Here is a 24373-nt window from a genome sequence, read left to right as displayed (position 1 = left end):
ATGAAAAAAACCGCAATTGCTCTGCTGGCGCTGCTGGCCAGTGGAGCCAGTCTGGCCGCGACGCCATGGCAAAAAATCACCCACCCGGTGGCGGGGAGCGCCCAGTCTATTGGCGCTTTTTCGAACGGATGTATCGTCGGTGCTCAGGAGCTGCCTCTGCAGTCCGATACCTACCAGGTGATGCGCACCGATCAGCGACGCTATTTCGGCCACCCGGACCTGGTGCTGTTCATCCAGCGTCTGGGAAATCAGGTGCATAACCTGGGGCTGGGCACGATGCTGATTGGCGATATGGGGATGCCTGCCGGCGGTCGTTTTAACGGTGGACACGCCAGTCACCAGACCGGGCTGGATGTCGATATCTTCCTGCAGCTGCCGAAAGCGCGCTGGAGTTCAGCCCAGTTGCTGAAACCGCAGGCGCTGGATCTGGTGTCGAGCGACGGTAAGCGCGTTGTGCCCTCACTGTGGACGCCGGATATCTTCAGCCTGATTAAGCTGGCGGCAAAAGATAACGACGTTACGCGGATCTTCGTCAACCCGGCTATCAAGCAACAGCTGTGCCTCGATGAGGGAACCGATCGCGACTGGTTGCGCAAAGTGCGCCCGTGGTTCCAGCATCGCGCGCATATGCACGTTCGTCTGCGTTGCCCGGCAAACAGCCTGGAATGTGAAGATCAGCCGTTGCCTCCGCCAGGCGATGGCTGTGGTGCGGAACTGCAAAGCTGGTTTGAACCGGCAAAACCTGGAACCTCTAAGCCTGAGAAGAAGACACCGCCTCCGTTGCCGCCTTCCTGCCAGGCGCTACTGGATGAGCATGTACTTTAATGGATAATTTCGTCGATCTGTTTATGGTGTCACCGCTGCTGCTGGTGGTGCTGTTCTTTGTGGCTATGCTGGCCGGTTTCATTGATGCTCTTGCGGGCGGGGGCGGGTTGTTAACCGTACCCGCGCTGCTGGCGGCGGGCATGAGTCCGGCGCAGGCGCTGGCGACCAACAAGCTCCAGGCCTGTGGCGGCTCGCTTTCCGCGTCGCTCTATTTTATTCGCCGCAAGGTCGTCAATCTTGCCGACCAGAAGCTCAATATTCTGATGACCTTTATCGGCTCGACGTCGGGCGCGCTGCTGGTTCAGCACGTGCAGTCCGATATTCTGCGCCAGATCCTGCCGGTTCTGGTCATCTGCATCGGCCTTTACTTCTTGCTGATGCCAAAGCTCGGGGAAGAAGATCGTCAGCGTCGTCTGCACGGTTTGCCGTTTGCCCTGATTGCCGGCGGCTGCGTGGGGTTCTACGACGGTTTCTTTGGCCCGGGCGCAGGCTCGTTTTACGCGCTGGCGTTTGTGACGCTGGCCGGGTTTAACCTCGCCAAATCTACCGCCCATGCCAAAGTGCTCAACGCCACCTCGAACGTCGGCGGCCTGCTGCTGTTTATCATTGGCGGCAAGGTCATCTGGGCAACCGGCTTTGTGATGATGGCAGGGCAGTTCCTCGGGGCGCGTGCAGGCTCGCGTCTGGTGTTAAGCAAAGGACAAAAACTGATTCGCCCGATGATCGTTATCGTCTCGGCGGTAATGAGCGCCAAACTGCTTTATGACAGCCATGGACAGGAGATCCTCACCTGGTTGGGGATGAACTAATGAACAGTACGCATAAATACGAACAGCTGATTGAGATTTTTGACGGCTGTTTTGCTGAAGATTTTAATACCCGTCTGATTAAAGGCGACGACGAACCGATCTATCTTCCTGCTGATGCCGAGGTTCCGTATCACCGTATCGTGTTCGCGCACGGCTTCTACGCCAGCGGTCTGCACGAGATTTCGCACTGGTGCATCGCAGGGAAAGCGCGTCGCGAACGGGTGGATTTCGGTTACTGGTACTGCCCGGACGGACGTGACGCCGCTACGCAGGGGCAGTTTGAAGATGTGGAAGTGAAACCGCAGGCGCTGGAGTGGCTGTTCTGCGTGGCGGCGGGTTTCCCGTTCAACGTCAGCTGCGACAACCTTGAAGGCGACTTCGAGCCGGACCGTATTGCTTTCCAGCGCCGCGTACACGCGCAGGTGATGACATATCTTGAGAACGGCATTCCGGAACGTCCGGCACGCTTAATCAAGGCTTTACAGAATTATTACCACACGCCGGAGATCACGGCGGAATGCTTCCCTTGGCCGGAAGATCTTTAACAGAGGAAAGAAGATGATCGCAGAATTTGAATCACGCATTCTGGCGTTAATTGATGACATGGTGGAACACGCCAGCGATGATGAGCTGTTCGCCAGCGGTTATCTGCGTGGTCACCTGACGCTGGCTATTGCTGAGCTGGAGGCCGGGGACGATCACTCTGCCGAGGCCGTTCACGATGAAGTCACCCGTAGTCTGGAGAAAGCTATTCAGGCAGGAGAACTCTCTCCGCGCGACCAGTCTCTGGTGCTGGGCATGTGGGATAACCTGTTCCAGCAGGCGAAAGCGAAGTAAGTGTTTCACCAACCTCTCCCTTTGGGGTGAGGAATGCTCAGTAATTTTTTTTACCGAAAGCGACGAAGGTTGTTTCAGGAAAATGAATGAATGACAGCGATGCCCTGGTCCGGCTGTAAATCGCCGAGGCGTTTCCGTAAGGCCGGGGCGAGGCGCAGGGATGCGCCGAGAGGGCGTGGCCTGCAGGGATGCAGGCTCATGCCCGACCCGATAGCCTGAAGGAATAAGCTGAGGGAACCGCGAAGCGGCGATTTACCGCCGGGAGCCCGGGTCGCCAGGGCGGCGGCGATTGAGCCGCCATGGCACGTTCACAGGCCATGCCGTTACAAAGTAGCAAGGAACATAAAGTGAACGGAATAACCTCCACAGCCGTATGTTCCCCCTCACCCCAGCCCTCTCCCTTGTACGGTCCGGGGACATGGTAGACAGGTGTTCGGGGACATGGTGAACACTTTTTAACATCCTTTACCCATGGTGATCGACTTTTTCTTCAGGTCGATCACCCCCACTTTCGTGCTGTACCACCACACTTCATAGCAGCCATCCTCCTGCGTCTCCTTCAGTCCGACCCGCTCTCCCCTGAACGCTTTACCCGCGCTCAGACTTACCCCTTTCACGCTCAGCTTTCCGCTGATATCCACTTTCCTGACCATCACGCCCTCGTCGTATTCCGGGGGCGTTGTGTTGCCGCTGTACCGTCGCGATGACGGCTGATACCGCGAGCCCGGTACCGCCATATCCAGCGCCTCATGCGGGCGTTCAAGGTTATAGACCGTCCGCCAGTGGTCGAAGGCGCGCTGCAGTTCACCGCTGTCCGCGAACCACTTCCCCTGCAGCACTTCCGCCTTCAGGCTGCGGTGAAAACGCTCCAGCTTGCCCTGCGTCTGCGGATGATACGGCCGGGAGTGCCCCACCCGGATACCCTGGCGCATCAGCCACAGCTCCAGCGCCGTCCAGGTGCCGGTGGTGTCTCCCCACGGTGAGCCGTTATCCATCGTCATCCTGTCCGGCAGGCCGTAGCGTTCAAACACGCTGACCAGCTGCTGCTGCACGGTCTCACAACGTTCATCGTTACAGTGCACCAGGCACAGGGAAAAACGGGAGTGGTCGTCCAGCAAAGTGAGCGGATGGCAGCGGCCACCGCCAAAGGGAAAGTGACCCTTAAAATCCATCTGCCAGAGCCGGTTGGGCGCGTCATGTTCGAACCGTCCCGTGGCGGGAATGCCCGGTGAAGTGCCCGGCAGCAGGCCGTGACGGGCCATCAGGGTATGAACGGTGCTGAAGGCGGGCATGGTGTGCCCCTGGTCTTCCAGCCAGCGTTTAATCTTGCGGGCTCCCCAGCGTTGATGACGGTCATGGGCCATGCGCAGCAGGGCAGTGATGTCGTCAGATGAGCGGTTCGGGGAATGGTGCGGTATGCGCGGGCGGTCCTGAAGGCCGGAGGCCCCTTCCTCCGTCCAGCGACGAAGCCACTTGTAGCCGGTGGCAGGTGAAATGCCGAAGCGACGGCAGAGGGAACGGATATTCGCCCCGTCCTGCGAGGCGAACAAAACAAACTCGGTACGTAATGACATGGTATCTCTCGCATCCCAGGGCATAAGCGACTCCATAAACGGGTTCTTATGCCTTAGTTGTAAGTGTCTACCATGTCCCCGAACAAGCGTTCACTATGTCCCCGGACCGTACACCCTCAAGGGAGAGGGGGTCGTCTGTGCAGACACTATTTTGTGGGGATCCCTCAGCCCACAGGGAGAGGGACGGGGTGAGAGCACCAGGCCGCACTTTACTTAACCATTTTCCCCTTCAGCAGCTTCCGCACCCACAAGCGATTCGGATTCAGTCCCGCAAGCGTAACCCTGTCCAGCGGAAGCGGCTCGTCGCTCATTTGCGCGGCTAGTACTTCAGCCAGCAGCGGTGCAGAACAGAGCCCGCGCGAACCCAGCCCGCCCAGCATAAACAGTTCCGGGTAGACCGGTGAAGTCACCGCCGTTTCCTGATGTTCAGCCAGATCCGAATAGACCGCAAGCGTGGCGTCGTAGTCCGGCACGTTTCCCGCCATCGGCAGATGATCGCGGGTGGCACAGCGCACGCCGCAGCGCGCGTCTCCGGCACTGACGTCAACCGTTTTCGCCCACGCTGCATCCGGGAAACAGTCAACCAGGCGCTGACGATTTTGCGCCTGATCCGCCTCACTGTAGCGCATATCCGTTTCACCGCGATGATAGCTGGCCCCGATGCAGTGGTGACCGTTAGACGGATTCTGCGGCGTCAGGTAGCCGTCATAGCACAGTACCTGGCGCAGTTTGCCCAGCTCAGGCGTCGAAGGGATATGGCTCACCTGACCGCCGACCGGATACACCGGCAACGTCGCTGTCTGGATAAACTGGCTGATGTGGTGCCCGTTGGCGAGAACGACGCTGGCATGGTGCGCCGTGTTGCCATCGGCAAAATGCAGATCCCACTGTTCTGTCCGGCTGAGTGATTCCACGGTGTGGGCATAGTGCACCGTCAGTCCGCGCGACTGCGCCAGAGCAATGGCCGCGGTGGTCAGTTCTGCCGGGCACAACCAGCCGCCGAGGGGGTACTGAATGCCGCCGCAGTGCGTCTCTACGCCAGCGCTTTCTGCCACCTGCGGTGCGCTCACCGGGCGGGCAATCTCGTCAGGCAGGCCCAGCGACAGCATTTGGGTGATTTTTTGCTGGCTCTTCTCATCCCAGGCGAGCTGCGTGACGCCGCACCAGTCGTGGTCGAATGCCACTGGAAGGGCGTCATACAGGCGACGGGCGAAGGTAAACGCCGCCGGGAAAAACTGGAACAGCGCCGGGTCATGCGCGCTTAAAAGTGGATAGAGCGCGCCCTGGCGGTTGCCGGAGGCGCCGTTTGCAGGCGCGTCGTCAGCACAGTAGAGCGTGACTTGCCAGCCACGGTGGATAAGCGCGAGCGAGAGCAGGGCACTGGCAATCCCCCCGCCAATGATGGCAACCTCACGGGATGCGCTGGCACGGCGTGCAAACCAGGGCGTACTGGCCGGGATATCCAGCGAGTGCTCCATTCTGCCGACCAGCATGTCACGCTTGCGGCCGAAACCTTTGGTCTTCTGCATGGTAAAGCCCGCCTCCTGCAACCCGCGGCGGACAAAGCCTGCCGAGGTGAAGGTGGCGAGCGTCGCGCCAGGGCGCGCCAGTCGCGCCATCGCGTTAAACAGATGCTGGCTCCACATATCCGGGTTTTTGGCGGGAGCAAAACCGTCAAGGAACCATGCGTCCACCTTCTGATTCATCGAATCATCAAGCTTGTCGGTCAGATCGTTGATGTCGCCCAGCCAGAGGTCCAGCGTGACGCGTCCACCATCCAGGATCAGGCGATGGCAGCCGCCGATGTGGGGCGGCCACTGCGCCTGAAGCTGCTCTGCCCAGGTTGCAAGCTCCGGCCAGCGCTGATGGGCAAGCCGCAGGTCGTGCGCGGTGAGCGGGAATTTTTCAAAACTGATGAAATGTAATCTTTGTAGCGTAGCCTCAGGATGTGCAGCGTGAAACCGATCGAACGCCTGCCAGAGGGTTAAAAAATTCAGCCCGGTGCCGAACCCGCTCTCCGCCACCACAAACAGGCTCCGCGGATGGGCCGGGAAGCGGGTATTGAGCTGGTTTCCGTCGAGGAAAACATAACGGGTTTCTTCCAGTCCGTTATCATTAGAAAAATAGACGTCATCAAAATCTCGGGAAACAGGTGTACCCTCAGCGTTGAATTCGAGGTTGGCGGGTTGTATAGCGTTTTGTTTCACGTAAGTTACTCGTCTGACAGGCAGTGGCACGATCTTAACGATGTGAGTCCATCGGTGCAAATTTCCGCAGAAAATGTCTGATCGGACTTGTTCGGCGTACAAGTGTACGCTATTGTGCGACTCGAAACTTACTATAGTGCGACTTACAGAGGTATTGAATGAAACGTGCAGTGATTACTGGCCTGGGCATTGTTTCCAGCATCGGTAATAACCAGCAGGAAGTCCTGGCATCTCTGCGTGAAGGACGCTCCGGGATCACTTTCTCTGAAGAGTTTAAAGATTCAGGTATGCGTAGCCACGTATGGGGTAACGTCAAACTGGACACCACCGGTTTGATTGACCGCAAAGTGGTTCGTTTCATGAACGATGCCTCTATTTATGCTTATCTCTCCATGCAGGAAGCGATCAAAGATTCCGGCCTGAGTGAAGAGGTTTATCAGAACAACCCGCGCGTGGGTCTGATCGCCGGCTCCGGCGGCTCCTCAAAAGCGCAGGTATTCGGTGCTGACGCAATGCGTAGCCCGCGTGGTCTGAAAGCGGTAGGTCCGTACGTGGTGACCAAAGCCATGGGTTCTGCGGTTTCCGCGTGCCTGGCGACCCCGTTCAAAATTCACGGTGTGAACTACTCCATCAGCTCCGCGTGTGCGACTTCCGCGCACTGCATCGGTAATGCGGTTGAGCAGATCCAGCTGGGTAAACAGGACATCGTTTTTGCTGGCGGCGGCGAGGAGCTGGGCTGGGAAATGGCCTGTGAATTCGACGCTATGGGCGCACTGTCCACCAAATACAACGAGACGCCAGAAAAAGCCTCCCGTACCTATGACGCACACCGTGACGGTTTCGTTATCGCAGGCGGCGGCGGTATGGTTGTGGTTGAAGAGCTGGAGCACGCGCTGGCACGTGGCGCGCACATCTACGCTGAGATCGTGGGCTACGGTGCCACATCTGACGGTGCCGATATGGTTGCGCCATCCGGCGAAGGCGCGGTACGTTGCATGAAGATGGCGATGCACGGCGTTGATACCCCAATCGACTACCTGAACTCCCACGGTACCTCTACGCCTGTAGGCGACGTGAAAGAGCTGGGTGCGATCCGCGAAGTGTTCGGCGACAACAGCCCGGCGATCTCCGCGACCAAAGCCATGACCGGTCACTCTCTGGGTGCGGCGGGCGTGCAGGAAGCGATCTACTCTCTGCTGATGCTGGAAAATGGCTTTATCGCCCCAAGCATCAACATTGAAGAGATGGATGAGCAGGCGGCTGGCCTGAACATCGTGACCAAACCAACGGAAGCGACACTGACCACCGTCATGTCCAACAGCTTCGGTTTTGGTGGTACTAACGCCACGCTGGTGATGCGTAAGTACAAAGCATAAGTTTTATGTTTGATTCGAAAGGGGAGCCATAAGGCTCCCTTTTTTATGCATTGACAAGCGGCTGATTGCACAGGCAAACTTCACACCTCAACATTATCCTCACGATAATGCGTAAGCGTTTAACGTCAACCAACGCACCTTAATCCTGGTAAACAGGTAGAGGGGGCGTGGCATTTCCCCGCCTTACTCTTCATTTCGGAGTAAAGCATGACTGCAGTCACTCAAACAGAAACAACCTCTTCAGCGAATATCTCGCTGTTCCGTATCGCTTTTGCGGTATTCGTGACCTATATGACCGTTGGCCTGCCGCTGCCGGTGATCCCGCTGTTCGTTCATCAGGAGCTCGGGTATGGCAACACCATGGTTGGCATCGCTGTAGGTATTCAGTTTTTAGCCACGGTATTAACCCGCGGCTACGCCGGGCGGCTCGCAGATCAGCACGGTGCGAAACGTTCAGCGCTCCAGGGAATGTTTGCCTGCGGGCTGGCGGGCGGCGCATGGCTACTGGCCGCGCTCCTGCCGGTAGACGCGGCGTATAAATTTGCTCTGCTGGTGCTGGGCCGTTTAATCCTCGGTTTTGGTGAAAGCCAGTTGCTGACCGGCACCCTGACCTGGGGAATGGGGCTGGTGGGGCCCGCCCGTTCCGGCAAGGTGATGTCCTGGAACGGCATGGCTATCTATGGCGCCCTGGCCGCCGGTGCGCCGCTTGGGCTGCTCATCAATAGCCAGTTTGGGTTTGCGACGCTTGCGGCCACCACCATGCTGCTGCCGCTGCTGGCGTGGGCCTTTAACGGCTCGGTGCGTAAAGTGCCCGCGCACAAAGGTGAGCGTCCTTCCCTGTGGAGCGTGGTCGGCCAAATCTGGCAGCCGGGTCTTGGCCTGGCGCTGCAGGGCGTGGGCTTTGCGGTAATTGGTACTTTCGTCTCGCTCTATTTTATGAGCCGTGGCTGGGCGATGGCCGGCTTTACGCTCACCGCGTTTGGCGGTGCGTTTGTGCTGATGCGCGTATTCTTCGGCTGGATGCCGGATCGCTTTGGCGGTGTGAAGGTGGCGGTGGCGTCGCTGGTCATTGAAACTATCGGTCTTCTGCTGTTGTGGAATGCACCCGTGGCATCCGTTGCGCTGCTTGGCGCGGCGCTGACCGGCTGCGGCTGTTCTCTGATTTTCCCGGCACTTGGTGTGGAAGTGGTGAAGCGCGTGGCCCCGCAGGTGCGCGGTACGGCGCTCGGCGGTTATGCGGCGTTTCAGGATATCTCATACGGCGTAACCGGGCCGCTGGCCGGGCTGTTAGCGACGTCGTTTGGCTATCCGTCCGTCTTCCTGGCCGGTGCGGTTTCCGCAGTGGTGGGGATTGTGGTGACGCTGGTGGCGTTTCGTAGAACGTGAGCCGTTGTTGCCGGGTGGCGGCTGCGCCTTACCCGGCCTACGGTTCGGGGCGTTGTAGGCCCGGTAAGCGTAGCGCCACCGGGCAAATCCTCAGGCAACCAGCCAGAAAATCGCCAGTGCAATCAGTAACGCAATAAACAGCAATCCCGGACGCGCAGAGAGGGTTCTGAACGTCTCCACAACCGGCGCAAACAGCGGGCTGTAGATCGGCTGAATATCTCTCACCTCCGGTACGCCGCCTTCGCGCTCGGCGCGGCGAACGAAGATCTGATTGAGCACATCCTGCACCTGCGCGGTGGTCAGAACCGTTTGCGGGGTGGCCTGCCAGTTTTGCTGGGCATAGTCCCTAATCATCTCAAACTCATGCGGTTCCAGCGGCTGTTTAAGCGCAGCCTGAACGGTATGCAGGGTAGGGGCGCTCTGGGTGCTGAGCGTCTGGCGCGCCTGCAGCCAGGTTACCAGATGGGTAAACTGTTTTGCGGGGATCAGCTCGCCCGCCTTCACGCCGGACAACTCCAGCATGGATTGCCAGATAAGCTTCGTCGGTTCGCCGGTGGCCGCGGCAAGCTTGGTCACCATCTGCTTAAGCGTGTTGTGCTCGGCAGGCAGCAGCGAGCGTTCGGTCGACGGACGCACCTGAGGCTGTGGAATAGAGAGCTCATTATTCTGCAGCAGCGTCAGCACCGTTTTAAGCTGCTCCGGCGTCAGCTGACCCAGAGCGGTCTGACCATACTGCTGGCGAATAAAATCACTCACCGCCTGGCGGTTATTCCCCTGGCCCAACAGCTCCGTCAGCTGCGCGACAATCTGGCGCGTGGTGTGGTTCTGCTGCGCGGTGGTAATACGCTGGTTCAGGTTTTGCTCAGCGGCAGGGAAGTGGCGCGACTGGAGCGGCGCGTCGTTTCTCATACCCAGGTCATGCTTTACCCCGGCCCAGACTTCCGCATTTTGCTGCGAAGTCAGCGCAATCAGGCGCGTGATCAGGCGCTCCAGCACGGTGCGCTGTTGCGTGGATAGCGGTTGTTCACCGGCAACGTTTTGCGTGACAGGGCCTTCACCCGGAGGGCGCGGCGGCGTACCTGAAATGGGCTGCATCGTCAAAAATCCTTAAAGTCAAAACTCAGCGTAAACCTGGCATACGTATATGCCTGGCGGCCAGATTATGGCACACTTGGCAGGTTTTCTTCCTCTCAAACAGGTACTCAGACGTGAAAATCCTCGTTGATGAAAATATGCCTTATGCCCGTGAGCTGTTTAGCCGCCTGGGTAACGTGAAGGCTGTCCCTGGTCGCCCGATCCCGGTCAACGAACTGGATGACGCAGACGCGCTGATGGTGCGCTCGGTGACCAAAGTAAATGAGGCACTGCTCGCCGGTAAAGGGATCAAGTTCGTCGGGACCGCAACGGCAGGGACCGATCATGTGGATGATAAATGGCTTGCGCAGGCCGGGATCGGTTTTTCCGCCGCGCCGGGCTGTAACGCCATTGCCGTCGTGGAATATGTTTTCTCCTCGCTGCTGATGCTGGCCGAGCGCGACGGTTTTGCGCTGAAAGACCGCACGGTGGGGATTGTCGGCGTGGGCAACGTTGGCGGACGCCTGCAAAAGCGCCTGGAAGCGTTAGGGATCCGCACGCTGCTGTGCGATCCGCCGCGCAAAGACAACGGCGAGGAGGGGGATTTCCGCTCGCTGGATGAGCTGGTTGAACAGTGCGATGTCCTGACGTTCCACACACCGCTGTTTAAAGAGGGGCCGTATAAGACTTTGCATCTGGCTGACGAGGCGCTGATCCGCCGTCTGAAGGCTGGCACTATTCTGATAAATGCCTGCCGTGGTCCGGTGGTGGATAACGCCGCGCTGCTGAAATGTCTGGAAGCGGGACAGGATCTCAGCGTGGTGCTGGACGTCTGGGAACCAGAGCCGGAACTCAACGTTGCGCTGCTGAACAGGGTGGACGTTGCGACCGCACATATCGCGGGTTATACGCTTGAGGGGAAAGCGCGCGGTACGACGCAGGTCTTCGAGGCCTACAGCGCCTTTATTGGCCACCCGCAGCAGGTGGCGCTGGATACCTTACTCCCCGCACCTGAATTTGGCCGTATTACCCTGCACGGTCCGCTCGATCAGGCAACGCTGAAAAGGCTGGTGCATTTGGTGTATGATGTGCGCCGCGATGATGCGCTGCTGCGTAAAGTGGCGGGGATCCCGGGTGAGTTTGATAAGCTGCGCAAGCACTACGTTGAGCGTCGCGAGTGGTCTTCCCTGTATGTGATGTGCGATGACGCCCCGGCGGCGACGCTGCTGCACAAGCTGGGTTTTAACGCCGTTCATCACCCGGCGCATTAATGTCTTCTTAATGCTCCCTGTCGGATACTCCGACAGGGACGCTTTTTTATTTCTGGAGTAAACCACCATGTCTGAAGGCTGGAATATTGCCATTTTAGGTGCCACGGGTGCCGTGGGCGAAGCCCTGCTCGAAACCCTTGCTGAGCGTCAGTTCCCGGTGGGCGATATCTATGCGCTGGCGCGTACCGACAGCGCGGGTGAGCATCTGCGTTTTAACAGTAAATCCGTCATGGTCCAGGATGCCGCCGCGTTCGACTGGACGCAGGCGCAGCTGGCGTTTTTCGCCGCGGGCGCTGAAGCCACGGCGGCGTACATTGAAGAGGCGACCAACGCCGGCTGTCTGGTGATCGACCTGAGTGGCCTGTTCGCTCTGGAGCCGGACGTGCCGTTGGTGGTGCCGGACGTGAACCCGTTCGTGCTGGCCGACTACCGTAACCGCAACATCATCGCGGTACCTGACAGCCTGACCAGTCAGCTGCTGACGGCCCTGAAACCGCTGATCGACGACGGTGGCCTGTCGCGCATTGCCGTCACCAGCCTGCTTTCCGTGTCCGCGAACGGCAAAAAGGCCGTCGATGCGCTGGCAGGGCAGAGCGCGAAGCTGCTGAACGGCATCCCGATTGACGAAGATGATTTCTTTGGTCGCCAGCTGGCGTTCAACATGCTGCCGATGCTGCCAGATAATCAGGGCTCCGTGCGCGAAGAGCGCCGTATCGTGGACGAAGCGCGTAAAATTCTGCAGGACGATGGCCTGATGATCTCCGCAAACGTTGTGCAGTCCCCGGTCTTTTACGGTCACGCGCAGATGGTGAGTTTTGAGGCGCTACGCCCGCTGGCGGCGGAAGAGGCGCGTGATGCGTTTGGCCGCGGTGAAGATATTGTGCTTTCCGAAGAGCGCGAGTTCCCGACCCAGGTGGGTGACGCTACCGGAAGCGCGCACCTCTCTGTCGGCTGCGTGCGTAACGATTACGGTATGCCGGAGCAGGTTCAGTTCTGGTCTGTTGCCGATAACGTCCGCTTTGGCGGCGCGCTGATGGCGGTGAAGATCGCTGAAAAACTGGTGCAGGAGTACCTGTACTGATGTCCGCAGTGGATCAAAAGCCGGTTCATAAAATTGCCCTCGGTATTGAGTACGACGGCAGTAAATATTATGGCTGGCAGCGTCAGAATGAGGTGCGTAGCGTCCAGGAAAAGCTGGAGAAAGCGCTTTCTCAGGTGGCAAACGAGCCGATCAACGTCCTGTGCGCGGGGCGCACTGACGCTGGTGTCCACGGGACGGGGCAGGTGGTGCACTTTGAAACCACCGCGGTGCGTAAAGATGCCGCCTGGACGCTGGGTGTAAATGCGAATTTACCTGGTGACATTGCGGTGCGCTGGGTGAAAGCTGTACCGGATGATTTTCATGCGCGCTTCAGCGCCACGGCGCGTCGTTACCGTTATGTCATCTACAACCAGCGTCTGCGTCCGGCGGTGTTAAGCCAGGGCGTGACGCATTTTTATGAACCGCTCGATGCGGAACGCATGCATCGTGCGGCGCAGTGTCTGATTGGTGAAAATGACTTTACCTCATTTCGTGCGGTGCAGTGTCAGTCCCGCACGCCGTGGCGTAACGTCATGCACATAAACGTCAGCCGTTTTGGCGCGTATGTGGTGGTGGATATCAAAGCCAATGCCTTTGTACATCATATGGTGCGGAATATTGTGGGCAGCCTGATGGAAGTGGGTGCCGGACACCAGCCGGAGAGCTGGATTGCAGACCTGCTGGCAGCGAAGGACAGAACGCTTGCGGCAGCCACGGCGAAAGCGGAAGGGTTGTATCTGGTCTCGGTAGACTATCCGGATCGGTTTGACCTGCCGAAACCGCCAATGGGGCCGCTCTTTTTAGCGGACTAAACAAAGGTGCAATTAAGGCTTAGACAATATGGACGTAATTCGTTTTTTGATTGATTTCATCCTGCATATTGATGTTCACCTGGCAGAGCTGGTCGCGCAGTATGGCGTCTGGGTTTATGCCATTCTGTTCCTCATTCTGTTTTGTGAAACCGGTCTGGTCGTTACCCCCTTCCTGCCAGGCGATTCACTGCTGTTTGTCGCCGGGGCATTGTCGGCGTTACCCACCAACGATCTGAACGTGCACCTTATGGTGATACTGATGGTGATTGCCGCGATTGTCGGTGACGCGGTCAACTACACCATTGGTCGCGTGTTCGGTGAGCGGCTGTTCAGTAATCCTGATTCGAAAATTTTCCGTCGCAGCTATCTGGACAAAACCCATGCGTTTTATGAACGCCATGGTGGAAAAACCATTATCCTTGCGCGATTTGTGCCTATTGTGCGTACATTCGCACCGTTTGTGGCGGGAATGGGGCATATGTCCTATCGTCATTTTGCGGCCTATAACGTGGTGGGCGCGCTGCTGTGGGTACTGCTGTTTACCTATGCTGGCTATCTGTTTGGCGATCTCCCGGTGGTTCAGGAAAATCTTAAGCTACTGATTGTAGCGATAATTGTGCTTTCCGTACTGCCAGGGGTTATCGAAATTATTCGTCACAAACGTGCGGCGGCAAAACAAGCGAAGTAAATGCACACTGGCGGTTCGACCACTTTTTTATCCAAAGTTTCGGGCTGTTATGTTTTAATGTGCAACATTCATGGTCTGTTGGAGGCAAAAATGGCATTATTCGCCTCTTATAGCAAAACTGGCATACGACCAGGTTCAGGCAGAAAGGTTATCAATGAGCTGGATTGAACGAATTAAAAGCAACATTACCCCAACGCGCAAAGCGAGCATTCCTGAAGGGGTATGGACGAAGTGTGATAGCTGCGGCCAGGTTCTGTATCGCGCAGAGCTGGAACGCAACCTTGAGGTGTGTCCGAAGTGTGACCACCATATGCGTATGTCGGCGCGCAACCGCCTGCATAGCCTGCTGGACGAAGGTTCTCTGGTAGAACTGGGCAGCGAGCTTGAGCCAAAAGATGTGCTGAAGTTCCGCGACTCCAAAAAATATAAAGATCGTCTGGCCTCTGCACAGAAAGAGACCGGCGAGAAAGACGCGCTGGTGGTGATGAAAGGCACCCTGCATGAGATGCCGGTTGTTGCCGCCGCGTTTGAGTTCTCCTTTATGGGCGGCTCAATGGGCTCCGTGGTTGGTGCGCGCTTTGTGCGTGCCGTTGAGCAGGCGCTGGAAGATAACTGTCCGCTGATCTGCTTCTCTGCCTCCGGCGGGGCGCGTATGCAGGAAGCCCTGATGTCTCTGATGCAGATGGCGAAAACCTCTGCTGCGCTGGCGAAAATGCAGGAGCGCGGTCTGCCGTATATCTCCGTGCTGACCGACCCAACCATGGGCGGCGTCTCTGCAAGCTTCGCGATGCTGGGCGATCTGAACATCGCTGAGCCAAAAGCGCTGATCGGCTTTGCGGGTCCTCGCGTTATCGAACAGACCGTTCGTGAAAAACTGCCGCCTGGCTTCCAGCGCAGTGAGTTCCTCATCGAGAAAGGCGCCATCGACATGATTGTCCGCCGTCCGGAAATGCGCCTGAAGCTGGCGCGCATCCTGGCGAAGCTGATGAATCTGCCAGCGCCGAACCCGGATGAACCGCGCGAAGGCGTGGTGGTACCGGATCAGGAACCCGAGGCCTGATAACTGAAAAGGGCAGGGCCAGCTGGCGCTGCCCTTTTGCTTTCTAATCTGTTAATGACAACCGGGCATTATGGAAAATAAAAGCATTCCCCAAGCCACGTCGCCCCTGGCCGCGTGGCTTTCTTATCTGGAAAACCTGCACAGTAAAACCATCGATATGGGCCTTGAGCGCGTAAGCCAGGTTGCTGCGCGTCTTGATGTGCTAAAACCGGCGCCTTTCGTATTCACCGTCGCAGGCACCAACGGCAAAGGCACCACCTGCCGTACGCTGGAATCTGTTCTGATGGCTGCGGGTTACAGGGTTGGTGTTTACAGCTCTCCACACCTGGTACGCTACACCGAGCGCGTTCGCGTGCAGAACAGCGAACTGCCGGAATCGGCGCATACCGCGTCCTTCGCGGAAATTGAAGCCGCACGCGGTGAGATCTCATTAACCTATTTTGAATACGGCACCCTGTCGGCGCTGTGGCTGTTCAAACAGGCGCAACTGGATGTGGTGATCCTGGAGGTCGGCCTCGGCGGACGTCTTGATGCCACCAATATGGTCGATGCGGATGTGGCGGTTGTCACCAGCATTGCGCTGGACCATGTCGACTGGCTGGGGCCGGATCGTGAAAGCATTGGCCGCGAGAAGGCCGGCATTTTCCGGGCGAATAAGCCGGCGGTTGTCGGCGAACCGGATATGCCGCACACCATTGCGGATGTCGCAAACGAGAAGGGCGCGCGTCTGCTGCGTCGCGGCGTGGACTGGCAGTATGAAGTTCAGGACAACGGCTGGCGCTTTAGCGATGCACAGGGCACGCTTGAGCACCTGCCACTGCCGCAGGTGCCGCAGCCGAACGCGGCAACGGCTCTTGCAGCACTTCGCGCCAGCGGGCTGGCGGTAAGCGAGCAGGCGATCCGCGACGGTATACAGCAGGCGATTCTGCCCGGGCGGTTCCAGATTGTCAGCGAGTCACCGCGCCTGATTCTGGATGTGGCGCATAATCCGCATGCGGCGGCGTATCTCGCGGGACGTCTCAAATCGTTACCAAAAACCGGGCGCGTGCTGGCGGTTATCGGTATGCTTCATGATAAAGATATCGGCGGGACACTGGCCTGCATGGAGAGTGTGGTCGATAGCTGGTATTGTGCTCCTCTGGAGGGGCCACGCGGCGCGACGGCTGAGCAACTGATGGAACATCTCGGCAAAGGCGCAATCTACACTAGCGTGGCGCAGGCCTGGCATGCCGCGATGGCGGATGCTAAACCAGAAGATACCGTGCTGGTGTGTGGTTCATTCCACACGGTGGCACATGTCATGGAAGTGATGGACGCGGGGAGAACCGGTGGCGAGTAAGTTTCAGAACCGTTTAACAGGAACCATTGTGCTGGTCGCGCTCGGGGTGATTATTCTTCCGGGGTTGCTCGACGGGCAGAAAAAGCATTACCAGGATGAGTTTGCCGCTATTCCGCTGGTCCCTAAACCGGGCGACCGGGATGAGCCGGATATGCTGCCCGCGGCGACGCAGGCGCTTCCCGCTCAGCCACCGGAAGGTGCGGCGGAAGAGGTACGGGCGGGCGATGCCGCAGCACCGTCGCTCGATCCGTCTCGTCTGGCGGCCGCGAGCAACAACGATATCGATCCTGTGCCGGTAGAGCAGCCTAAACCGGTAGAAAAACCGAAGCCGGTCGACAAACCACAGCCGAAACCGCAGCGGGATAAAACGGCAGAACAGCTTGCCGCGGCGTCAGAGACGCCTCCGCCAGCAAAACCGGCTCAGCAGGACGCGGCGGCCCCAACGGGTAAAGCTTACGTTGTGCAGCTTGGCGCGCTGAAAAATGCGGACAAGGTCAATGAGGTGGTGGGTAAACTGCGCAGTGCGGGATACCGTGTTTACACTTCACCTTCCACGCCGGTGCAGGGTAAAATTACCCGTATCCTCGTGGGGCCAGAAGCGTCTAAAGACAAACTGAAAGGTTCGCTCGGCGAGCTGAAGCAGATCTCCGGTCTGAGCGGCGTCGTGATGAGCTACAGCGCGAACTAAGTACGACCTGCTCCTTATAGAGAGAGGCGATAAGCCACGGCGTTGAACATTTTTTCAGCGCCTTTTTTATTTACGCGCGGGAAGGAAATCCCTACGCAAACGTTTTCTTTTTCTGTTAGAATTCGCCCCGAACTGGATGACAGGGCGTTAAATCGTGGGACACATATGGTCTGGATTGATTACGCCATCATTGCGGTGATTGGTTTTTCCTGTCTGGTTAGCCTGATCCGTGGCTTTGTTCGTGAAGCGTTATCGCTGGTGACCTGGGGTTGTGCTTTCTTTGTCGCCAGTCATTACTACACTTACCTGTCTGTCTGGTTCACGGGCTTTGAAGATGAACTGGTCCGAAATGGAATCGCCATCGCGGTGCTGTTTATCGCGACGCTGATTGTCGGCGCTATCGTGAATTATGTGATAGGTCAGCTGGTCGAGAAAACTGGTCTGTCAGGAACGGACAGGGTACTCGGGATCTGTTTCGGGGCATTACGAGGCGTGCTGATTGTGGCCGCGATCCTGTTCTTCCTGGATACCTTCACCGGGTTCTCCAAGAGTGAAGACTGGCAGAAATCGCAGCTCATTCCGGAGTTCAGCTTCATCATCAGATGGTTCTTTGACTATCTGCAAAGCTCGTCGAGTTTTTTGCCCAGAGCGTAATCCGTTCTGAGATGTGGCTTAACGAGGAAAAGACGAATGTGCGGTATTGTCGGTATCGCCGGTTTCATGCCGGTAAACCAGTCGATTTATGACGCGTTAACGGTGCTTCAGCACCGTGGGCAGGATGCTGCGGGTATCATCACCATTGATGCAAACAACTGCTTCCGTTTACGCAAGGCGAATGGCCTGGTAAATGATGTGTTTGAAGCCCGCCATATGCAGCGTCTGCAAGGTAATATGGGGATCGGTCACGTTCGTTATCCTACTGCTGGCAGTTCCAGCGCCTCTGAGGCTCAGCCTTTCTACGTCAACTCACCGTATGGCATTACCCTGGCGCATAACGGTAACCTGACCAACGCACACGAGCTGCGTAAAAAGCTGTTCGAAGAGAAACGTCGCCACATTAACACCACCTCTGATTCTGAAATCCTGCTCAATGTGTTCGCCAGCGAGCTGGATAACTTCCGCCACTATCCGCTGGAAGCAGACAACATCTTTGCTGCGATTGCCGCGACAAATCGCCAGATCCGCGGTGCTTACGCCTGCGTGGCGATGATCATCGGTCACGGTATGGTGGCCTTCCGCGATCCAAACGGCATTCGTCCGCTGGTGCTCGGCAAGCGCGACCTCGGCGATGGTCGTACCGAATATATGGTTGCCTCTGAGAGCGTGGCGCTGGACACCCTGGGCTTTGAGTTCCTGCGTGACGTGGCGCCGGGCGAAGCGGTGTACATCACCGAGAAAGGCCAGCTGTTTACCCGCCAGTGTGCCGATAACCCGGTCAGCAACCCGTGCCTGTTTGAATACGTTTACTTCGCCCGCCCGGACTCCTTCATCGACAAGATTTCCGTCTACAGCGCGCGCGTGAACATGGGTACCAAGCTTGGCGAGAAGATTGCCCGCGAGTGGGACGATCTCGATATCGACGTCGTGATTCCTATCCCGGAAACCTCCTGCGATATCGCGCTGGAAATCGCCCGTATTCTCGATAAGCCATACCGTCAGGGCTTCGTGAAGAACCGCTACGTTGGCCGTACCTTTATCATGCCTGGCCAGCAGCTCCGCCGTAAATCCGTGCGCCGCAAGCTGAACGCCAACCGCGCGGAGTTCCGCGACAAGAACGTGCTGCTGGTGGATGACTCCATCGTCCGCGGCACCACCTCAGAGCAGATTATCGAGATGGCGCGCGAAGCCGGGGCGAAGAAAGTCTACCTGGCTTCTGCGGCTCCAGAGATTCGCTTCCCGAACGTGTACGGGATCGATATGCCAACCGCCAACGAGCTGATTGCTCACGGTCGCGAAGTGGATGAAATTCGCCAGATCATCGGTGCCGATGGCCTGATTTTCCAGGATCTGAACGATCTCATCGACGCGGTGCGCGCCGAGAACCCGGATATTCAGCAGTTTGAATGCTCCGTGTTCAACGGGGTATATGTCACCAAAGACGTTGACCAGCAGTACCTCGACTATCTGGATTCGCTGCGCAATGACGACGCAAAAGCCGTTCAGCTGCAAAACGATCTCGAAAGTTTAGAGATGCACAACGAAGGGTGATCTTCGGCAGGTGAGGGCGTTCGCCCTCACTTGCAACTCCCCGCAAAATCCTGCACAGTCTGCCCTGAAATCAGTAAGGGCGAAAATCATGAAACGACTCATTGTTGGGCTCAGCGGCGCCAGTGGCGCGATTTACGGCGTACGTCTGTTACAGGTTCTGCGTGACGTGGCGGACGTCGAGACCCATCTGGTCATGAGCCAGGCGGCGCGACAGACCCTCTCTCTGGAGACCGATCTCTCCCTGCGCGATGTGCAGGCCCTGGCGGATGTCGTTCACGATGCCCGGGATATCGCTGCCAGTATCTCTTCCGGCTCGTTTAAAACGGCTGGCATGGTTATCCTTCCCTGTTCGATTAAAACCCTCTCCGGCATTGTGCACAGCTATACCGACACCCTGGTCACCCGCGCGGCGGATGTGGTGCTGAAGGAGCGTCGTCCTCTGGTGCTCTGCGTGCGGGAAACGCCGCTGCACCTGGGCCATTTGCGTTTAATGACCCAGGCCGCCGAACTCGGCGCGGTGATCATGCCCCCGGTCCCGGCGTTTTATCATCGCCCGACCTCGCTGGATGACGTGATTAACCAGACCGTTAACCGCGTGCTCGATCAGTTCGACATTGACCTGCCGACCGATCTCTTCACCCGCTGGCAGGGAGCCTGAATTTGTGCACAAACAGTGTGCATGAAAAAAGACGTTGCCCTGTTTCAGGGCAATTATGCAACGGCGATCATATCCTCGACATTTAATTCGTTTTTTCCCTTTTTCTCTCTCCGGTTCGTTCGGCAGACCTGCTATCTTTCACCATTAAGGCAGTATCGCAACGTTTTATTAACATATTTAACGTCGAAGTTTTAACCAGACGGCAATGTGGCATAAGACCTGCAAGATGAAGCCTGCAACACAACACACAACACAATACATAATAAAATCACGGTACTTGAGGGTAAATGTATGAAGAAGACGGTTCTGGCTCTGTCTTTGCTGGTGGGGTTAAGTGCGGCAGCAGGTAGCTACGCAGCGCTTCCACAGACAGTTCGTATCGGTACAGACGCAACCTACGCGCCATTCTCTTCCAAGGATGCGAAAGGCGATTTCGTGGGGTTTGATATCGATCTGGGTAATGAAATGTGCAAACGCATTGCGGTGAAATGCACATGGGTGGGCAGCGACTTTGACGCGTTAATCCCGTCGCTGAAAGCCAAGAAAATCGACGCCATTATCTCTTCTCTCTCCATCACCGAAAAACGTCAGCAGGAGATTGCCTTCTCAGACAAGCTCTACGCCGCGGATTCTCGCCTGATTGCGCCTAAGGGTTCCCCGATTCAGCCCACCATCGACTCGCTGAAAGGCAAGCATGTAGGTGTGCTGCAGGGGTCGACGCAGGAAGGCTATGCCAATGCTAACTGGCGTGAGAAAGGCGTAGACGTGGTGGCTTACCAGAACCAGGATCTGATTTACTCTGATCTGGCGGCAGGCCGTCTGGATGCGGCATTCCAGGATGAAGTCGCGGCAAGCGAAGGCTTCCTGAAACAGCCTGCGGGTAAAGAGTTCGCCTTTGCAGGCCCGTCTGTGAAAGATAAAAAATACTTTGGTGACGGCACCGGTATTGGCCTGCGTAAGGATGATACCGAGCTGAAAGCCGCCTTCGACAAAGCCTTTGCTGAGCTGCGTAAAGACGGTACTTACGACAAACTGGCGAAGAAATACTTCGACTTCAACGTCTACGGTGACTAAGACCTGACGATAACGCACCGCAAAGGTGCGTTACGGGTGGGATTGACCCAATGCAGTGCATTTGTTGCACTGTATTGGATCGCTGTGTGCATACTTACGCATTTAAAATGCAAAAAATCCCGGCTGAAAGGCATTAATCTTTGCCTGACTAAGGGGATTAATGGCACATTAGCACCACCCCGTCGTCGTAAAAATCCCGTATGAAGACAGTTTGTTGAGGATAAATATGAAAAAGCTCGTGTTGTCATTATCTCTGGTGCTGGCCTTTTCCAGCGCCACCGCGGCATTCGCAGCCATTCCGCAGAAAATTCGGATTGGTACCGATCCAACCTATGCACCGTTCGAATCAAAGAATTCAAAGGGTGAACTGGTCGGTTTTGACATCGATCTGGCCAATGAGCTGTGCAAACGCATCAAAGCACAGTGTACCTACGTTGAGAACCCGCTGGATGCGCTGATCCCCTCTCTGAAAGCGAAAAAAATCGACGTGATTATGTCCTCGCTCTCCATTACCGAAAAACGCCAGCAGGAGATTGCCTTCACCGACAAACTCTACGCGGCCGATTCTCGTCTGGTGGTGGCTAAAGCTTCTGACATTCAGCCAACGCTGGAATCCCTGAAAGGCAAACGCGTCGGCGTGCTGCAGGGCACCACGCAGGAAACCTACGGCAACGAACACTGGGCGCCGAAGGGGATTGAAATCGTCTCCTATCAGGGCCAGGAAAATATCTACGCTGACCTGACGGCAGGCCGAATTGATGCCGCTTTCCAGGATGAAGTTGCCGCGAGCGAAGGCTTCCTGAAAACGCCGGTGGGTAAAGATTACAAGTTTGGCGGTCCGTCCATTAAGGATGTTAAGTTGTTTGGTGTAGGGACCGGTATGGGCCTGCGCAAGGAAGACAACGAATTGCGTGAAGCGCTGAACAAGGCGTTTGCTGAAATGCGCGCGGACGGAACGTACGACAAACTGGCGAAAAAATACTTCGATTTTAATGTTTACGGCGGCTAATCGCCCCGTCATATAACGTGCGGCCCCTCCCGCTGAGGGAGGGGAAAAGACACGGTTCCACCACTCACGATACGACAGGGCTCGCGGTATGCTGTACGGATTTTCTGGCGTTATTTTACAGGGCGCGCTTGTCACCCTTGAGCTGGCTATCAGCTCCGTGGTGCTGGCGGTGCTGATAGGTCTGGCAGGCGCAGGGGCGAAGCTTTCGGCTAACAAACCGCTGGCGCTGATCTTTGAAGGCTATACCACACTCATTCGCGGCGTTCCCGATCTGGTGCTGATGCTGCTGATCTTTTACGGTCTGCAGATTGCGCTTAACGGCATAACAGACGCGATGGGTATGGGACAAATTGATATCGACCCGATGGTGGCCGGTATTATTACCCTCGGTTTTATCTACGGTGCCTACTTCACTGAAACTTTCCGCGGGGCTTACATGGCCGTGCCGAAAGGTCACATTGAGGCGGCAACCGCATTTGGTTTTACCTCTTCACAAACGTTTCGTCGGATTATGTTCCCCGCCATGATGCGTTATGCGCTGCCTGGCATCGGTAATAACTGGCAGGTCATCCTCAAAGCCACCGCGCTGGTCTCGCTGCTGGGCCTGGAAGACGTGGTGAAAGCCACGCAGCTGGCAGGCAAAAGCACCTGGGAGCCGTTCTACTTTGCGGTGGTCTGTGGCGTTATCTATCTGGTCTTTACGACTGTCTCCAACGGGGTGCTGCTTCTGCTTGAGCGTCGCTATTCCGTGGGTGTGAAGAGGGCTGACCTGTGATTGAGATTATTCAGGAATACTGGAAATCGCTGCTGTGGACAGATGGTTACCGCTTTACCGGCGTGGCGATCACGCTCTGGCTGCTGATCTCCTCGGTGGTGATGGGCGGTATTCTGGCGGTGTTTCTTGCCATTGGCCGCGTGTCGAACAATAAATTTATCCAGTTCCCGATCTGGCTGTTTACCTATGTGTTTCGCGGTACGCCGTTGTACGTGCAACTGCTGGTCTTCTATTCGGGGATGTACACGCTTGAGATCGTCAAAGGCACGGAGATGCTGAATGCGTTCTTCCGTAGCGGTCTGAACTGTACGGTACTGGCATTGACGCTCAACACCTGCGCTTATACCACCGAGATTTTCGCGGGGGCCATTCGCTCCGTCCCTTACGGTGAAATTGAAGCGGCGCGTGCGTACGGTTTTTCTTCTGTGAAACTCTACCGTTGCATTATCCTGCCGTCGGCGCTGCGTATCGCGTTACCGGCATACAGTAACGAAGTGATTTTGATGCTGCACTCCACCGCGCTCGCCTTTACCGCGACGGTACCGGACCTGCTCAAAATTGCGCGCGATATTAACTCCGCGACCTATCAGCCGTTTACCGCGTTTGGCATTGCGGCGGTGCTCTATTTAATTATCTCTTATGTATTGATTAGCCTGTTCCGTAAGGCTGAAAAACGCTGGTTGCAGCATATAAAACCTTCTTCGACGCACTGAGAAAGATGATGGCTGAGAACAAATTAAACGTAATTGATTTGCACAAACGCTACGGCGAACATGAAGTGCTGAAAGGGGTGTCGCTGCAGGCGAATGCGGGCGACGTGATCAGTATTATCGGCTCATCCGGCTCGGGTAAAAGTACCTTCCTGCGCTGCATCAACTTCCTCGAAAAGCCGAGCGAAGGCTCAATTGTGGTGAGCGGGCAGAATATTAACCTGGTGCGTGACAAAGACGGCCAGCTGAAGGTGGCCGACAAGAACCAGCTGCGCCTGCTGCGTACGCGTCTGACGATGGTGTTCCAGCACTTTAACCTCTGGAGCCATATGACGGTGCTGGAGAACGTGATGGAAGCGCCGGTGCAGGTGCTGGGCCTGAGCAAGCATGAAGCCCGCGAGCGGGCGGTGAAATACCTTGCAAAGGTGGGGATCGACGAGCGCCAGCAGATGAAATACCCGGTGCACCTCTCCGGTGGCCAGCAACAGCGTGTCTCTATCGCCCGCGCCCTGGCAATGGAACCTGAGGTACTGCTGTTTGACGAACCGACCTCAGCGCTGGACCCGGAACTCGTTGGCGAAGTGCTGCGGATCATGCAGAAGCTGGCCGAAGAGGGCAAAACGATGGTGGTGGTGACGCACGAGATGGGCTTCGCCCGTAACGTCTCGAACCATGTGATTTTCCTGCATCAGGGGAAAATTGAAGAGCAGGGGCACCCGGATGAGGTGCTGGCGAACCCGCAAAGCCCGCGTTTGCAGCAGTTCCTGAAGGGTTCTTTGAAGTAGGTTTTGCCTTTTTCCCTCTTCCTGTGGGAGAGGGCATCAGGCCGCGGTGCAGCTCAATCGCCCGGTGGCGCTTCGCTTACCGGGCCTACAAAAACCGTAGGCCGGGCAAACGCAGTGCCGCCCGGCA

General features: G+C 57.0%; 24 protein-coding genes. 21 read left to right on the top strand and 3 right to left on the bottom strand.

The features are described 5' to 3' along the window. The 4 genes from mepA to SP99_RS15850 are packed head-to-tail and all read left to right on the top strand — an operon-like array spanning nucleotide 1 to nucleotide 2471. The gene (gene mepA / locus SP99_RS15865; RefSeq protein WP_008502610.1) at nucleotides 1-825 is read left to right on the top strand and encodes a penicillin-insensitive murein endopeptidase; all 825 of its coding nucleotides are present in this window, start codon (nucleotides 1-3) and stop codon (nucleotides 823-825) included. After that, nucleotides 825-1634 carry a sulfite exporter TauE/SafE family protein gene (locus tag SP99_RS15860; RefSeq protein ID WP_025757146.1) on the top strand — a complete coding sequence of 270 codons (810 nt, stop codon included), beginning with the start codon at nucleotides 825-827 and terminating at the stop codon, nucleotides 1632-1634. The genes mepA and SP99_RS15860 overlap by 1 nt, the downstream gene beginning before the upstream one ends. Then, nucleotides 1634-2179, top strand: coding sequence for an elongation factor P hydroxylase (locus tag SP99_RS15855; RefSeq protein ID WP_047959163.1), 546 nt, complete (start codon nucleotides 1634-1636; stop codon nucleotides 2177-2179). Before SP99_RS15860 ends, SP99_RS15855 begins: the two co-directional genes overlap by 1 nt. A 13-nt stretch (nucleotides 2180-2192) precedes the next feature. Next, nucleotides 2193-2471, top strand: a complete 279-nt coding sequence (locus SP99_RS15850) for a YfcL family protein (RefSeq protein ID WP_047959162.1) — start codon at nucleotides 2193-2195, stop codon at nucleotides 2469-2471. A gap of 455 nt (nucleotides 2472-2926) precedes the next feature. On the opposite strand, the gene SP99_RS15845 is transcribed toward SP99_RS15850, so the two are convergent. Together SP99_RS15845 and mnmC are read right to left on the bottom strand one after the other, a co-directional pair. Then, nucleotides 2927-4069: an IS481 family transposase gene (locus SP99_RS15845; RefSeq protein ID WP_047957603.1), complete on the bottom strand. Its 1143-nt coding sequence runs from the start codon at nucleotides 4067-4069 to the stop codon at nucleotides 2927-2929. Between the two features lie 185 nt (nucleotides 4070-4254). Beyond that, nucleotides 4255-6252: a bifunctional tRNA (5-methylaminomethyl-2-thiouridine)(34)-methyltransferase MnmC2/FAD-dependent 5-carboxymethylaminomethyl-2-thiouridine(34) oxidoreductase MnmC1 gene (mnmC, locus tag SP99_RS15840; RefSeq protein ID WP_047959161.1), complete on the bottom strand. Its 1998-nt coding sequence runs from the start codon at nucleotides 6250-6252 to the stop codon at nucleotides 4255-4257. 158 nt (nucleotides 6253-6410) lie between these two features. Here mnmC and fabB point away from each other — a divergent pair, with 158 nt between their 5' ends. Both fabB and SP99_RS15830 read left to right on the top strand, forming a co-directional pair. Next, entirely contained in the window at nucleotides 6411-7628 is a 1218-nt protein-coding gene (gene fabB, locus SP99_RS15835) for a beta-ketoacyl-ACP synthase I (RefSeq protein WP_047959160.1), read from the top strand. A gap of 207 nt (nucleotides 7629-7835) precedes the next feature. Further along, on the top strand, nucleotides 7836-9014 hold the full coding sequence (locus tag SP99_RS15830) for an MFS transporter (protein ID WP_047959159.1): 1179 nt from the start codon (nucleotides 7836-7838) through the stop codon (nucleotides 9012-9014). Between the two features lie 90 nt (nucleotides 9015-9104). Here the strand turns inward: SP99_RS15830 and flk are convergent, their stop codons facing one another. Then, nucleotides 9105-10109: a flagella biosynthesis regulator Flk gene (gene flk / locus SP99_RS15825; RefSeq protein ID WP_045285799.1), complete on the bottom strand. Its 1005-nt coding sequence runs from the start codon at nucleotides 10107-10109 to the stop codon at nucleotides 9105-9107. A gap of 113 nt (nucleotides 10110-10222) precedes the next feature. On the opposite strand from flk, the gene pdxB reads away from it, so the two are divergent. From pdxB to hisP, 15 genes are all read left to right on the top strand, one after another. Continuing rightward, nucleotides 10223-11359 carry a 4-phosphoerythronate dehydrogenase PdxB gene (pdxB, locus tag SP99_RS15820; protein ID WP_025757153.1) on the top strand — a complete coding sequence of 379 codons (1137 nt, stop codon included), beginning with the start codon at nucleotides 10223-10225 and terminating at the stop codon, nucleotides 11357-11359. A 67-nt stretch (nucleotides 11360-11426) separates the two neighbouring features. Beyond that, a complete protein-coding gene (locus SP99_RS15815; RefSeq protein WP_025757154.1) occupies nucleotides 11427-12440 on the top strand; it encodes an aspartate-semialdehyde dehydrogenase in 1014 nt (337 codons plus the stop codon). Next, nucleotides 12440-13252 carry a tRNA pseudouridine(38-40) synthase TruA gene (gene truA / locus SP99_RS15810; protein ID WP_025757155.1) on the top strand — a complete coding sequence of 271 codons (813 nt, stop codon included), beginning with the start codon at nucleotides 12440-12442 and terminating at the stop codon, nucleotides 13250-13252. The genes SP99_RS15815 and truA overlap by 1 nt, the downstream gene beginning before the upstream one ends. A gap of 28 nt (nucleotides 13253-13280) precedes the next feature. Continuing rightward, nucleotides 13281-13940: a DedA family protein gene (locus tag SP99_RS15805; RefSeq protein WP_045402676.1), complete on the top strand. Its 660-nt coding sequence runs from the start codon at nucleotides 13281-13283 to the stop codon at nucleotides 13938-13940. 154 nt (nucleotides 13941-14094) lie between these two features. Continuing rightward, the gene (accD, locus tag SP99_RS15800; protein ID WP_025757157.1) at nucleotides 14095-15000 is read left to right on the top strand and encodes an acetyl-CoA carboxylase, carboxyltransferase subunit beta; all 906 of its coding nucleotides are present in this window, start codon (nucleotides 14095-14097) and stop codon (nucleotides 14998-15000) included. A 70-nt stretch (nucleotides 15001-15070) separates the two neighbouring features. Continuing rightward, nucleotides 15071-16339, top strand: a complete 1269-nt coding sequence (gene folC / locus SP99_RS15795; RefSeq protein ID WP_047959158.1) for a bifunctional tetrahydrofolate synthase/dihydrofolate synthase — start codon at nucleotides 15071-15073, stop codon at nucleotides 16337-16339. Beyond that, entirely contained in the window at nucleotides 16329-17027 is a 699-nt protein-coding gene (gene dedD / locus SP99_RS15790; RefSeq protein ID WP_025757159.1) for a cell division protein DedD, read from the top strand. The genes folC and dedD overlap by 11 nt, the downstream gene beginning before the upstream one ends. Before the next feature lie 165 nt (nucleotides 17028-17192). Beyond that, the gene (gene cvpA, locus SP99_RS15785; protein ID WP_000262116.1) at nucleotides 17193-17681 is read left to right on the top strand and encodes a colicin V production protein; all 489 of its coding nucleotides are present in this window, start codon (nucleotides 17193-17195) and stop codon (nucleotides 17679-17681) included. Between the two features lie 36 nt (nucleotides 17682-17717). Then, entirely contained in the window at nucleotides 17718-19235 is a 1518-nt protein-coding gene (purF, locus tag SP99_RS15780; protein WP_045285794.1) for an amidophosphoribosyltransferase, read from the top strand. 88 nt (nucleotides 19236-19323) lie between these two features. Continuing rightward, entirely contained in the window at nucleotides 19324-19893 is a 570-nt protein-coding gene (locus tag SP99_RS15775) for a UbiX family flavin prenyltransferase (protein WP_047959157.1), read from the top strand. 291 nt (nucleotides 19894-20184) lie between these two features. Further along, complete coding sequence (gene argT, locus SP99_RS15770) at nucleotides 20185-20967, top strand: lysine/arginine/ornithine ABC transporter substrate-binding protein ArgT (RefSeq protein ID WP_025757162.1); 783 nt, start codon at nucleotides 20185-20187, stop codon at nucleotides 20965-20967. Between the two features lie 226 nt (nucleotides 20968-21193). After that, nucleotides 21194-21976: a histidine ABC transporter substrate-binding protein HisJ gene (hisJ, locus tag SP99_RS15765; RefSeq protein WP_023336423.1), complete on the top strand. Its 783-nt coding sequence runs from the start codon at nucleotides 21194-21196 to the stop codon at nucleotides 21974-21976. 88 nt (nucleotides 21977-22064) lie between these two features. Beyond that, a complete protein-coding gene (locus SP99_RS15760; RefSeq protein ID WP_008502591.1) occupies nucleotides 22065-22751 on the top strand; it encodes a histidine ABC transporter permease HisQ in 687 nt (228 codons plus the stop codon). After that, nucleotides 22748-23464 carry an ABC transporter permease gene (locus tag SP99_RS15755; RefSeq protein ID WP_008502590.1) on the top strand — a complete coding sequence of 239 codons (717 nt, stop codon included), beginning with the start codon at nucleotides 22748-22750 and terminating at the stop codon, nucleotides 23462-23464. The genes SP99_RS15760 and SP99_RS15755 overlap by 4 nt, the downstream gene beginning before the upstream one ends. 8 nt (nucleotides 23465-23472) lie before the next feature. Next, nucleotides 23473-24246, top strand: coding sequence for a histidine ABC transporter ATP-binding protein HisP (gene hisP / locus SP99_RS15750; RefSeq protein WP_014832781.1), 774 nt, complete (start codon nucleotides 23473-23475; stop codon nucleotides 24244-24246). Nucleotides 24247-24373: the final 127 nt, after the last annotated feature.

The organism is Enterobacter sp. BIDMC92 (genome assembly GCF_001030225.1).
Classification (GTDB): domain Bacteria; phylum Pseudomonadota; class Gammaproteobacteria; order Enterobacterales; family Enterobacteriaceae; genus Enterobacter; species Enterobacter sichuanensis.
This window is presented reverse-complemented; position numbering and strand designations above follow the sequence as displayed.

Coding starts and splice junctions, on each gene's coding strand:
- mepA (WP_008502610.1), top strand. CDS start 1: ATGAAAAAAACCGCAATTGCTCTGCTGGCGCTGCTGGCCAGTGGAGCC.
- SP99_RS15860 (WP_025757146.1), top strand. CDS start 825: ATGGATAATTTCGTCGATCTGTTTATGGTGTCACCGCTGCTGCTGGTG.
- SP99_RS15855 (WP_047959163.1), top strand. CDS start 1,634: ATGAACAGTACGCATAAATACGAACAGCTGATTGAGATTTTTGACGGC.
- SP99_RS15850 (WP_047959162.1), top strand. CDS start 2,193: ATGATCGCAGAATTTGAATCACGCATTCTGGCGTTAATTGATGACATG.
- SP99_RS15845 (WP_047957603.1), bottom strand. CDS start 4,069: ATGCCCTGGGATGCGAGAGATACCATGTCATTACGTACCGAGTTTGTT.
- fabB (WP_047959160.1), top strand. CDS start 6,411: ATGAAACGTGCAGTGATTACTGGCCTGGGCATTGTTTCCAGCATCGGT.
- SP99_RS15830 (WP_047959159.1), top strand. CDS start 7,836: ATGACTGCAGTCACTCAAACAGAAACAACCTCTTCAGCGAATATCTCG.
- flk (WP_045285799.1), bottom strand. CDS start 10,109: ATGCAGCCCATTTCAGGTACGCCGCCGCGCCCTCCGGGTGAAGGCCCT.
- SP99_RS15815 (WP_025757154.1), top strand. CDS start 11,427: ATGTCTGAAGGCTGGAATATTGCCATTTTAGGTGCCACGGGTGCCGTG.
- truA (WP_025757155.1), top strand. CDS start 12,440: ATGTCCGCAGTGGATCAAAAGCCGGTTCATAAAATTGCCCTCGGTATT.
- SP99_RS15805 (WP_045402676.1), top strand. CDS start 13,281: ATGGACGTAATTCGTTTTTTGATTGATTTCATCCTGCATATTGATGTT.
- accD (WP_025757157.1), top strand. CDS start 14,095: ATGAGCTGGATTGAACGAATTAAAAGCAACATTACCCCAACGCGCAAA.
- folC (WP_047959158.1), top strand. CDS start 15,071: ATGGAAAATAAAAGCATTCCCCAAGCCACGTCGCCCCTGGCCGCGTGG.
- cvpA (WP_000262116.1), top strand. CDS start 17,193: ATGGTCTGGATTGATTACGCCATCATTGCGGTGATTGGTTTTTCCTGT.
- purF (WP_045285794.1), top strand. CDS start 17,718: ATGTGCGGTATTGTCGGTATCGCCGGTTTCATGCCGGTAAACCAGTCG.
- SP99_RS15775 (WP_047959157.1), top strand. CDS start 19,324: ATGAAACGACTCATTGTTGGGCTCAGCGGCGCCAGTGGCGCGATTTAC.
- argT (WP_025757162.1), top strand. CDS start 20,185: ATGAAGAAGACGGTTCTGGCTCTGTCTTTGCTGGTGGGGTTAAGTGCG.
- hisJ (WP_023336423.1), top strand. CDS start 21,194: ATGAAAAAGCTCGTGTTGTCATTATCTCTGGTGCTGGCCTTTTCCAGC.
- SP99_RS15760 (WP_008502591.1), top strand. CDS start 22,065: ATGCTGTACGGATTTTCTGGCGTTATTTTACAGGGCGCGCTTGTCACC.
- hisP (WP_014832781.1), top strand. CDS start 23,473: ATGGCTGAGAACAAATTAAACGTAATTGATTTGCACAAACGCTACGGC.